Here is an 11,629-nt window from a genome sequence, read left to right as displayed (position 1 = left end):
AATCCGTTTCGGACCAAACTTTACGCGGATTTGATTGCCGGGCAATTGCCTAAATTGTCCCTTTCCCTCTGAACGCATAGAACAGTCGGTATCAAAATTCTTTCCTCCCCTAGGCCCACACTTTAGTCCAGTCAAACCCGATATCACACTCTTTCTCGCAGGTCAGCAAAGCATTGCTACTTACAAACACAACTGAATATATCGAAAAAAAAACGCACTGAGACGTTTAAATCCCATCTGAAAGACCAAAGATCACATCGAATGCAATTTTAACGCCTGGGCCTTTATTTTGGCCTGAACTTAAAAAATTAAAGGGAAGTACTTGTAAGGAAAACCCTGACCCATAGATCAGCGCGTACAGTTTGGCCCGGAACGGACTGTCACTTTGCAGCGAAAGAGGTGTCAGCTTAAACGCGGAACGCGCGTACAGAGACCATTAAGTAAGTTTATGCAGTGACATTGCCCGTGATCTGAAATTGATTGTTTAAATAGCTTTATATTTTGGCCATTGGCATAATACATACCAAAAGAGAGCTAAAACATGAGTTTTACGGCAAAGATAACGCCTGTGGCATGGGGGTTGAACGATCAAATGGCACAATCTTTTTTCTCATTTGCTGTTTATTCTTAAAATGCCTTGAGATCTCCTGGGTGATGGTTGTATAGTTGTTAAAATCTTTAGCCTGATAATAGAATATCCTGACCGATTTACAATTTTCATGTTCAAAAACCATATTGAGCATTGTCCGGTCAGAGAGGCCACAGGAATGGCCGAGGATGTAGACCTGATAGGTTTTTGAATCAATAAACCTGATCAGGTCATGATAATTTGAGGTGCGGAAATACCAGAAGGATTTAATGTAGTCGAATATGCCCCTGGTACGGTCCAGCTCAAAATTGGCATACTCCTGATCGAGTTCATCCCCAAATCCGAAGATAATCCTATTTTTTTCATCACCGAGTTTGCCGTGGATGTAATTGAGGTGGATTTTTTGTTCTTTTTTATTTTTTATATATTTCTCGGCAGTGCCGGTATAGTTAAAGTTGAGCACATGGGTTGAATCGATTGAGAATAGGTTTTCAGTGTGCATATCCTCATCGACAAAATCAGAGGGGTCAAACGGGTTATTGATGATATCAGCATACCCTTGTACCGTATTATCTGTTTCAATGGTTGTTAAGTAGGATTCGAGTTCGGTGACGATCGCTGAGAGGGATTTGTTTAGTGCGGTCACAAGTTTTGATTTATTGGACGGTTCAGTAAGGGCCAATGCAGACTTTAAATGATCATAAAAGGTATTCTCGATATCTACCCAATTTGCCATTTTACAATCTATCAGTAGACTGTAAAGTAGGTGTGATTTGACATTGATCTCAAATGGGTTGATGAAGTTCTGGCTCCATGTTCCGATTTTAAGAAATCGTTGCTTGATCATTTCTTCAAATCCGTGCTCGTAATAATGATCTATAAAGGATGGCACAGTGGAGAGCTTAGGCCCACGGAGCATATCTATCGTATTGACATCCTTAACTGTGACCGTTAGGAGCTGATCATCGTACTGGTGATTTTTCTGAGCATATCCCAAGGCCTTATTGAGGTACCATATGATAAAATCGTTGTAGCCGGTCTTGAGGCCATGGGCAAGATCAAAGCCGTTTCCGATCAATATCAGCCTGTTAATTCCAATCGTTTCATCCTTTGGTGTGTTTGTCATTTTACTTGCTATTTTCTTCAGGCAATTTAGTACTTCTGTTTGTGAATTGGAGCTTTTAGCATCAATTGTGCAGCTAAAAATATGCTGTACCTACTTGTGGGGTTTAAATAAATTGTACCGAAGATCAGTTTGAATAATTCTTTTGCATATACAGGTCAGGTTCGAGCTGGGGTGTGCTTTAATAGTTTTTAATTTTGTGTGGGTATGAAAACTAATTCGTTGGTCTATTGTTTTTATGGTGAACTTGTGTAAATTTGTAGAATTAATTCGAAAAACGATATGTTGCTTCAATTTAAGGTTGCCAACTTCAGGTCTATTGGTGAAGAACAGACATTGAGTCTGATGCCAGCGGAAAACCAGAAAGATTATCCCGAGAATATACTTGAACAGGGCAATTACAGATCTGCTAATGTCCTGAGTATCTATGGTGCAAATGGTAGCGGGAAAAGTAATCTCATAAAGGCTTTGAGGCGCTGTGTGGTGATGGTTAGCAAATCAAGTAAAGGCGCTTCATCTGACAAGCTTGATTATGAGCCTTTTCTCTTGCGTGAAACCTGGGATGGAAAGCCAACAAGCTTTGAACTGGTGTTTGTGATTAACGAACTTCGTTACCGGTATGGATTCAGCTACAACAGGGATGAAATTTTAACCGAATATCTCTTTCGAAAGAACCTGTCCAGAGAGGTTATCGTCTTTCAACGGAAAAAGGATATCATTGACACCACCTCGGCGTTAAGTGCAAATAACAAACTGCTGGATGCAGCGGTAGAGGCAACGCGTGATAACGGCTTTTTTCTTGCCGCTATGGACAGTTTAAATATTGCGGAGGCCAACCTGATTTTCAGGTTTATCAAACTTTTGATTGTTATCGATGGCTGTGAGACCTCGTTACTTTCCGGTATCGAAGAGCTATGGAAGCTAAAATCTGTCACTGACCTGGTCAATATGCAGTTTAACAGGTTGTCATTGGGCCCTGTGGGCGTCAAGGCTACAGTTGATGAGGATAGGGATAGAAGCGGCGCTTACAAAATTTTGGCAGAACATATTTATTACGATAAAGATGGTAACAACAGCGGGAAAACTGTTGAATGGGATTTTATGAAGATGGAATCAAGTGGGACAATTAAAGCATTGGAATACGCAGGCCCGATTATGGCGGCGCTGACCGTTGGGGGGATTCTGGTAGTAGATGAGATAGAGGCAAACATGCATCCCTTATTGACGCTTGACACCATTAAATTGTTTTTGGACAAAAAGACCAATCCTAATGGTGCGCAACTGATTTTTACAACCCACGATACCAACCTGTTGAGCTATTCCAAGCTCCGCCGGGACCAGATCTATTTTACTGAAAAGAATAAATGGGCATCGACAGAAATCTATTCATTATCGGATTTTGTCTATGTCAATCAGGATGGCAGCAAAGCTGGTAAAGAAAGGCCGGATACCGATAAGGAGAAAAGGTATATTGAAGGAAGGTACGGGGCTATTCCGGTTTTTGGGCGGTTGGACTATCAGCACATCGAAGAAAACTTAAACCGGGACAATGGCTAAGCGCGGTAAGTTAAGTAAGGATTTCGAAGCTGTAGATGAGGTTGTACGTCCGGAGCGTGTCAGGCACTATGCCTATCTGATTTTGATTGTCTGTGAGGATCAGGTAACCGAAAAGGTTTATTTTGAAGCTTTTAAGGATAAAATTCCCAGGGAAACAATTTTCTTGACCGCGGTTGGTACCGGGCTTGACCCGTTGGGTGTTGTGCAGCATGCAAAGTTAAAGCGGGATGAACTCGCTAAGATGTGCAAGCGTGAAGTGGATAGCGTATGGGTGGTTTTTGATAAAGATGATGCAGATAAAGAAGCTGGCAAGATTGCCCGTTTCGAAACTGCCCTTAGCGAAGTGGCGGACAATAAGTTCAATCTTGCTTACAGCAACGAGGTTTTCGAACTTTGGCTGTTGCTACACTTGATGGAGGTTGATCCCGCCAAAGCGTTGCCAAGACAAGAAATCTATCAATTGCTGCAGGATCATATTGCTGCCCAGGAGGGTCATGGGGAATTTGTGTACGAGCACGGTAACAGTAATATACTCGAAAAGATCAGGACTTTGGGTGATGAGCAAAAGGCAATCGAGCGGGCGGAGACGTTGATGCAGTATCACAAAGAGAAACATCTTTTGGCATGTAATCCAAAGACTCTGGTTCATCTTTTGGTCAATGACCTGCATGGCTGGATCCGATATTATTCTTACCAGTAAGGTGATTTTGATATTGGGGAATTGCAGCGCTTTTTTAATGTTTTTCAACCTAAGGCCAGCTGCTTGATCCGTTAAATTGACAATCCTCCTCTTGAAGGGAAGAGGTGTAATGTAAAACTGCCCCCTTTCAGGGAGGCAGATTACAGACGGTTTTTAACAGCTATTTGAAATCAAAAACGAACTTCCATTGATGATCCCCGACCTTCAAGGCCATATCCCTGTTCTCTGGAAGCAGTTTTTTTGTTGGATCAAAAGGATTATTGAAGTTAAAATCTTTTGTTTTTTCAAGATCCGCAGGGTCGAGTTTGATCGGGGTCTTAGAGAATTTAAATAATTTGACGATTTTGCGCAGCATTTTGGCCTTAAGCGGTGAACCGGTTACTACCAGCGAATCCGCGACCGGTACCATCGTCATTTCCAATGTGGCCGGCCCGGAATCGGTCCGTAATACAGGCAGCAGCTTGATCCCAATGTTTGAAAACAGTATATTAATTTTAGGTTTGCGTCCCAGGAATCTCCTTAAGTGAACTGAACCTTCTGCGCCAATATCCATCGAATTATCACTATTCAATTTTACATAGTTTAGCTTTACAATGCGGTAGTGATTTCTGGTTATGTCAAAGTCTTTACATTTTTTATCTAAACTTATTCGTACCCCATGAGTGCTATCCAGTGCTTTGTTGATTAAGTTTTTAACAAAATCCTCTTTAAAAGCCAAAGCCGCAGAGTTGAAGGGTATGTTTTGGTCAATGGTATTGTCTGTATTGTCATGGTAAGTTACACCCAGACTATTGCTGTTGATGAAAAGTTTGGTGTTTAAATGGGTTGTAGTGATGTTCAAAGCGGTTATATCCGATTTTGCAACTTTGGCTTTTGATCTGATCAGGTCAGAAAGCTTAAAGGTCTGCGAAAATTTCGATACGACTGCATCCTGCAGGTAATAGCACAAAGTTTCGTCGAGTTTAGGCAGCAGGTTATCAACGTCAAGATAGATCAGTTTTAATTTTAAGCTTATAGTGCCGTCACCGTTATCAGCCATAAGGACCTGCGACCTTAGTTTTTTGATGCTTATGGTAGCAGAGACCCGCATTCCTGCCGATGGCTGATTGTGCCTGATTTTGGCATCATTTAGCTCGATAAGCAGCGTATTGGTTTCTGGGTCAAATTTAAGTGAGCCGGATTTCACGGAAACGATCTGAAAAGGCTTTTCATAGGTGGCATTTTTGGTAATCGGTATGTCGTTTTGTAAAAGCCTATCTACGATCTTAGGCAATAGTGTGGCATTGATATTGAGGCTTGCAATAGCGGCCTGCTTGGTGAGCTGGGGCATTTTTGTTTTTGCGGGAAAGCCGTTGGTGGTGAGCAGCAGGTATTTCGAAAAATCATCAAGTGATTTGGCAGTTCCGTCGAGAATATCATTTTGAATATTTGTGCTCTTAACGTATAGTCGTTCGAGTTCAGCTATACCATTGCTGTTCAGGCTGATGTAGTCAGACATTGCCTTGTCGATATTTGGCGGTAAAGTAACCCCGATAGTTGAAAGCGATGCGTTTTTTATTTTGATCAGGTTTTCATCTATTGGTTCAGCAATTTCCTGATATAAATTGACTGCTTCAAGCGATATGTCAGAAATCAGCGAATTATTGTCACTGTAAATCTGTATCAGTTGGCCGTTGACCTTGGCTGCTTCTCCGAAAAGTTTTGTCGTTAGAACTTTTGCTTCTTCGGGAATAATTTTACCTGTTTCGTCCAGCACCTTCTGGACACCTTTAGTGAGCCCTTCGAATGGTTTATTACCTATTGTAATTTTGGGTTTGCCAATAGTCACACTTGGTGTTCCGATAGTAACCCTTGGCGTTCCGATAGTAACTCTCGGTGTTCCGATGGTAACTCTAGGCCATTGGGCTGTTGCATTGACATAAGCAATCAACAGTAAAAGCGTAATTTTATATTTCATAATTATAGCGTTTGATGAAGGACAATAACCACAGATAAGTTCGAGTGGTTGTATTTAAATTTCTGTTTATCAGATATTTGTCAATAGTATGGCTAATTGTTAAACTATGAAATACCCGATGTTGGGTATTTTTGCTAATTTGCAGTATGAGATTCTTCCGAAAGTTGTTTTACTTCATTCCGCTTAAACAACAAAACTTTAATTATTGCTCAAAGGAAATTCTATCCTTAAGTGGGGAAGAACCTAAAAGTGTGCACCCAGCTTTTTACCATCCGGTCTTGATGGAATCGTAAAGACTGAGCCAAATATATCCAATCTTCCCAGATTCCCTCCCTTCATTTTCCAATCTATCTTTCCTGCATTTGATCAACCAATCCTCAACAGAAGATGGTTTTGTAAGAAAAACCACCTTCCAGGACACGATTTAAAACAAATCAGCCCATGTTTAAAAACACATCAGCATAAGAATTATAATTTTTGATTTTAAGGCTATTAGAACATCTCCATTTCAGTTTCTCTAGGCAAAACGGCCAATTGATCTAGTCATGCTTTTTAAAAGCTTAAAACCGCTTAAGATGAGCCGATTGGCCGCTTTCAAGCGAAATCTAGTGAACAATATAGGCCGAAAAAGATGGCCACGATGGATGAAAACCAGTGGCCGCGTTTAGCGGAACCCCCATATTGGCGTACCTTCCTAGAGATGGGCCCGTTTTCCTTCGTGCAGTTCGCTGTTTCTTCTCCATATCAATCCGTTTTGGACCGCTGGTTTAGTGGATATATTTATTATATTTAGCTAAAGAAAATTAACCAGATCTCGACATGAATTTTATCATTGAACTTCCAAATCAAAAAGATTTCCAAAAGGCTAAGGAAATTGAAAAAAAGCTGAAAAGCTCAGACATTGACGGTCTGGTCATCAAAACCCGCCAGGATGAACCTGGAGTTGGTGAGATGGGCATAGGTGCAATCATGCCCTCTGTTATAGCGACCATCAAGGCCGCACAGGAACCGTTGACAAAACTTGTAGAAGTACTGGGCAGTGTTGCGACCCTTTGGAAGACCGAACTGAAGCTGAGCCGGAGCACCGAACAGGGCGAGAAGGAGGAGATCGGTATTATCACCTCAAGGCTTGGCAAAGAGGAGATACTGCAGATAGTGGAAAAATTCTACAGCAATAAAGATAAGTAGGAATGAATAGTACTGAAGATAGTCCTACGGGTAGTCTGAAGGTATTACTTGTCGGGGTAAGTCACTATTCCAATCCCAAATGGAACATACCTAATGTTGCGGTAAATATCAAAAAGCTGGAAAAGGCTTTTTTGGATAGCAGTATATTGGGGGTGCCAAGGGCCAATCTGACGGTTCTATCAAATGACAGGTTTACAAGGGAGGATTTTCTGATCACCCTGGAGAATTTTATAACCACAGTTTCCAAGGATGATATATTTATCGTGTATTATTCCGGTCACGGGGTTTTCGACTATTCGAAGGTTCAAAATAAATATACAACCTTTCTTACCACTCCCAAATCCATTGACAGGCCAACCATCAGCGGTGTGAGCATCGAAGAGTTCAGGGAGTTTATCAAAGACTCACCTGCAAAACGAAAAATCATTATCCTGGACTGTTGTTATAGCGGACGGATCCATGACGGAAAAATGGACCTTACTGCTGCTGGTTCACTTAACCATGAGGTGACCATCAAATTTAGTAAGGTAGAGGGGACTTTTACCATGTCGGCAACTTCTGAGGATCAGACAGCAGGCTACTCTCCGACAGAACCTCACAGACCAACCTATTTTACCAGTGCGTTGCTTGATGTGTTCCATGAAGGAATCGAAAACGGGGAGCCTTTCTGCTCGATCAACGAAATTTACCAGGAGGTGGAGAACCGGCTGGTAAATGGCCAAAAGAGCAAACCGGAGGCATCGTCCTATAAAAGGGGCTTTGAGATCCAGATCTTAAAAAATAAAAAATTCGTACCAAAAAGAGTGGAAGCATCAGTTATTCTGCCCGCAGTAGAGGGGACGAGCATAAACCCGGACGGAGATTCCTTTCAACAGCTGCAAAGCGGTAATGAAGGCCAGGATATTAGGGTCAGGAAACTGTTCAGGGGGCAGATCGGCATAACTTCATTGCTCATCCTGCTCTGTCTTTTGTCTGTTCCTTTTGCTAGGATGTCCTATTATTCCAGTGGCGATGATTCAATGGTGTTTACGATCGCAACAATGCTTTCCTTAATACTGTTCATCATTTCGGTTACCATATCGTTCATCACATTAAAATATCCAAAGATGTGGCTATTGACTGCCCTTGCACTACTGACCATAATCTTTCAGTTCAGGTTACCGGAACTTTCGGTAAAATATGGCTGGATCAGTGATAAGGGAGAAAATACACCAGATGTTCCCGAACTGACCGGCTCGATTGAAAGGGCGCGCAGCCGCTACGGTGACGGCAACTGGCGAAGTGCTCTTGAAATATTTTCGCTGTTAAAAGCGCGCATGCCAAAAGGGGATCCAGCGATCGGAGAAATGAAGATACTGCTTTCCCGTGCCGGTTATTATAAAGGAGAGATCAATGATGGCTATTCTGATGAAATCCTGACCGCACTGAACAACCTTAAGACACATTATGGGCTCGAGGCAGACGGTATGGTTGAAGACACAAAACCAGGTATCCAGGTATCGCTCAATACACAGACCGTTTTGTATGCGCTGGCTTATGGTGAGCTTTTGGGATTAAAGGTCCCTGCAAAGCCAACATTGTTGGAGATAAACACGGCGGTAAAAAACTTCCAGCGGCTGAACGGGCTGCATCCTGACGGTGATATTGGGGGCGTCACTATAGCCAAGCTGAAGAGTGGATTTGACCTTAATACCGGAAAGGCAATTGTTGATCAGGGCAAATAATCATGGGTAAACTTAACTGATCGGTTCATTGGGAATGATCAGTTAAGTTTTTTATTGTTTTATGGTTTAAGGAGTATTGGGACTGTCAAAAAACAGCTTGAATAACTGCTGCACTACTGCGGCTAGAATGGGCGAAATATTGATCAGTACTGTCCCCAGGCCGGCAAGCATGGCCTCGAAAGGCTTTTGGTTGGGTACTTGGCTTATTTTCATTTCCTCTGGCTGGGTGATCTGTAGTGCGTTGAACCTGAGTTTGATGGGGATATAGAAGGTAAGTAGGATCAGCGTGTGGAGCAGTCCCATCAGGTAAACAAAATCACTTGGGATAAGCGGCGTGCCAGTTACTTTCTGGTAATACTGAAAGGCTTGGGTGCTGTTCAGCGAATAAATGAGCAGCCCTGCCCAGAATACAAACAAACTCAATATGATTGCGCTGCAGGTGAAGGAGTTGTCGAAGGCCTTTTTGATCGCCAGGAACTTTTTGGCAAACTCGTCGGAGGTGATAACAGTCTTTTTTCCCGCCGACTCCGTGTTCAGGTTGTCAAAATGCCGAGACATGGTTAAAAAGCTGGTAAAACAGAAGGAGGAGATCAGGTAACCTGGAATGGCATAAAAGCGCATCCTGTTATTGTATGAAGTAAAAAAATAGTCGTCCCTGATAATGGTACTATCTGCCAGCCCCACGTAAAAGAAGTAACAGAAGATCCCCATAAAGATCAACGGCAGAAAGGTATTGATAGCCCTGTCCGTGGCCGATATCTGGTAGACCTCTCCAGCAAGCGGTTCTTTCAGGTTGAGCATATTGGCTGAAAGTATGGGAAGGAGCAGTAGCCAGAGCATCATCTGCCCGATAGTAAATACGATCCATAAGCCGAAGGCGGGGTTTTCGGCAGCGAAGGCAGTGAGCTCATGCCGTTTGTCCTGCTTAAGGATCAGGCTGGCCGTATAGCTTATCGGGCCATTTTTGTACAGGGGGTGGTCATCGATCATCCTGACAGCGATCCTTTTTTCGTGGTTTGCTGCCTGCAGCCATCCATCACCATGCAGAGTATCGGTAAAGGCTTTTTTCTCAAAATGAATGTACTTAAGGTAATAGTTCTGGCTTGCCGCAGTATCGCGGTAGGCCAGAAGAAGCTTTTCCCTACGTGTATCTGCCATGGCCTTGGCGATCAGAGACTGCTCTGCAGGAATCTTGGAAAGGGTATCTTTTTTGAGCACGGTGAGAGTGGCTTTTTCTACCATTTTGGCTATTTCCTTTTCCAGGCGTTGCTGTTTGGCCGTGACCTGGGTGTTGATTCCGTTCAGGCTGTTTAGTCTTTTGGATAGTAGGCTATCAACAAGCTCGGTACGGTTCGGCAGGATCACTCCGCCATAGGGCTTGGCATCATTGTTAAAAAATGAAACTAATAAGCAGGAGGCATATACAAACCCAAGCATACCCAAACTGATGCAGATAATAATCTGATAGTTGGTGATGAACTTGCTGAATTTTAGCCAACGCCGCTGGAAGGTGCCCACTGTTTCTGTCTCCTTTGCCTGCTCTGCTGTGATGTCCTCTTTTGCTAGATCTGGGCTGCCGCCTGTATCCGGATTATCATTTGGTGTGGATGTTTCCATGATCAGTTGAGTTTAAAGTTGAGTCCGAGAGAATAAATGGCGTCAGATTTGGCATCAAAGGGAAGCTTGCCCTTGGCATAGCTCACAAAAAGGCCAGAACTGCTCTGCAGTGCACTGACAAAATAGGTCTGGCTGGCCAGTCCTGCGTTTTTGACAGCGAGGGGCGCGCCGAGTTCCCGGTAATAGCGCAGGTTTGCATTCAGGAATACTTTTTCTTTGCCGACCTTGGCTACCAGCGTTCGGAAGGAGGTTTCCAGTTTAAAGCGGGGGAAGGGGTCAAGGTTTCCTACAAGTGTATTCCGGTCGGCATCATCTTGCGGCACGACGTAGTCAATTGTTCCTTGGAGGGTCGGTAGTGTTGCACCATAAACGGTGTAGGTCTTGTCAGCCCCGGTAATGAGCCTGATCAGGGCAAACGGGTAGTCAAAGACGTTCAGCCAGGCGAGGGTACTTTTGTTGGACCATGCCTTTGCGCCCAAATCGAGTGAAAGGCCCGGGGAGAACTGTTTTTTGCTGAAGTCCTGATTGCTTTCCAGAGCGGCCTTAGGCATGAAGCCGATGTAATACTGATCGCTGAGCTGCAGGAATTTATCGAAGCTGTCCCATTCTTTCATTGCCTCTGGGCTCTGGGGGTCTTTATACTTGACCAGGTTCGCTTCGATGCGGTTGAGTTCGGTGAAAATTTCCGGATTACCCTTACTGCTCACCCCACCAAAGAAGAACACATAGCTGAACTTGAGCTTGGTATCCAGAAAGTCCGCGGGGTTGAAGGCTTTTTTAAAGGCAACGTTTCCGGTTGCAGAAAGGCCAAAGCTGACTTCTGATCTGCGTAGCGCTTTTTCGGAATATTTGGCGTAATCAAAATTGAAATCATAGGATAGCCCGAGTCTGGTGGAAGGGTTGTCCTCGGTCTGGAAGGTCTTGAATTTGATGTTGAGGTCCCTTAAGAAATTCCATGGCTGTTTTTTATCCCCTGCCAGGCTGTCGATCAGTCTTTTCCAGATGTGGTTGTATAGGTCAGGATCTTTTATGACTGAGGCAATGGCGGTCTTGAAGCCTTCGTCCTTGCCTTCATTGGCTTTTATGATCTTCGAGGCATCATCCAGGGTAGTCTGTGCGGTAGCACCGGCCATTATGGTCGCGAGCGCTAAGGATAGGAATATTTTTTTCATAT

The 11,629-nt window shown here is 43.4% G+C and carries 9 protein-coding genes; 4 read left to right on the top strand and 5 right to left on the bottom strand.

Annotation, left to right across the window (positions count from 1 at the left end; genetic code table 11):
- Positions 1–548: 548 nt before the first annotated feature.
- Complete coding sequence (locus LQ227_RS18295; protein WP_230150398.1) at positions 549–1,715, bottom strand: AbiH family protein; 1,167 nt, start codon at positions 1,713–1,715, stop codon at positions 549–551.
- A gap of 279 nt (positions 1,716–1,994) precedes the next feature.
- Between LQ227_RS18295 and LQ227_RS18290 the strand changes: the two genes are divergently transcribed.
- A complete protein-coding gene (locus LQ227_RS18290) occupies positions 1,995–3,269 on the top strand; it encodes an ATP/GTP-binding protein (RefSeq protein WP_230150396.1) in 1,275 nt (424 codons plus the stop codon).
- Positions 3,262–3,969, top strand: coding sequence for an RloB family protein (locus LQ227_RS18285; RefSeq protein ID WP_230150395.1), 708 nt, complete (start codon positions 3,262–3,264; stop codon positions 3,967–3,969). The genes LQ227_RS18290 and LQ227_RS18285 overlap by 8 nt, the downstream gene beginning before the upstream one ends.
- A 160-nt stretch (positions 3,970–4,129) precedes the next feature.
- Here LQ227_RS18285 and LQ227_RS18280 read toward each other — a convergent pair whose 3' ends face one another.
- Positions 4,130–5,926: a hypothetical protein gene (locus LQ227_RS18280; protein WP_230150393.1), complete on the bottom strand. Its 1,797-nt coding sequence runs from the start codon at positions 5,924–5,926 to the stop codon at positions 4,130–4,132.
- A gap of 605 nt (positions 5,927–6,531) precedes the next feature.
- Positions 6,532–6,669 (bottom strand): hypothetical protein, encoded by a 138-nt coding sequence (locus LQ227_RS18275; RefSeq protein ID WP_230150391.1) that lies wholly within the window; start codon positions 6,667–6,669, stop codon positions 6,532–6,534.
- A 76-nt stretch (positions 6,670–6,745) separates the two neighbouring features.
- On the opposite strand from LQ227_RS18275, the gene LQ227_RS18270 reads away from it, so the two are divergent.
- Positions 6,746–7,114 (top strand): hypothetical protein, encoded by a 369-nt coding sequence (locus tag LQ227_RS18270; protein WP_230150389.1) that lies wholly within the window; start codon positions 6,746–6,748, stop codon positions 7,112–7,114.
- Positions 7,115–7,116: 2 nt separating this feature from the next.
- Positions 7,117–8,838: a caspase family protein gene (locus LQ227_RS18265; protein ID WP_230150386.1), complete on the top strand. Its 1,722-nt coding sequence runs from the start codon at positions 7,117–7,119 to the stop codon at positions 8,836–8,838.
- Between the two features lie 66 nt (positions 8,839–8,904).
- On the opposite strand, the gene LQ227_RS18260 is transcribed toward LQ227_RS18265, so the two are convergent.
- Together LQ227_RS18260 and LQ227_RS18255 are read right to left on the bottom strand one after the other, a co-directional pair.
- Complete coding sequence (locus LQ227_RS18260; RefSeq protein WP_230150384.1) at positions 8,905–10,455, bottom strand: hypothetical protein; 1,551 nt, start codon at positions 10,453–10,455, stop codon at positions 8,905–8,907.
- Between the two features lie 2 nt (positions 10,456–10,457).
- Entirely contained in the window at positions 10,458–11,627 is a 1,170-nt protein-coding gene (locus LQ227_RS18255; RefSeq protein WP_230150382.1) for a hypothetical protein, read from the bottom strand.
- Positions 11,628–11,629 lie beyond the last annotated feature (2 nt).

It is taken from the genome of Pedobacter sp. Bi27 (genome assembly GCF_918698255.1).
In the GTDB taxonomy this organism is placed as follows: Bacteria; Bacteroidota; Bacteroidia; order Sphingobacteriales; family Sphingobacteriaceae; genus Pedobacter.
This window is presented reverse-complemented; position numbering and strand designations above follow the sequence as displayed.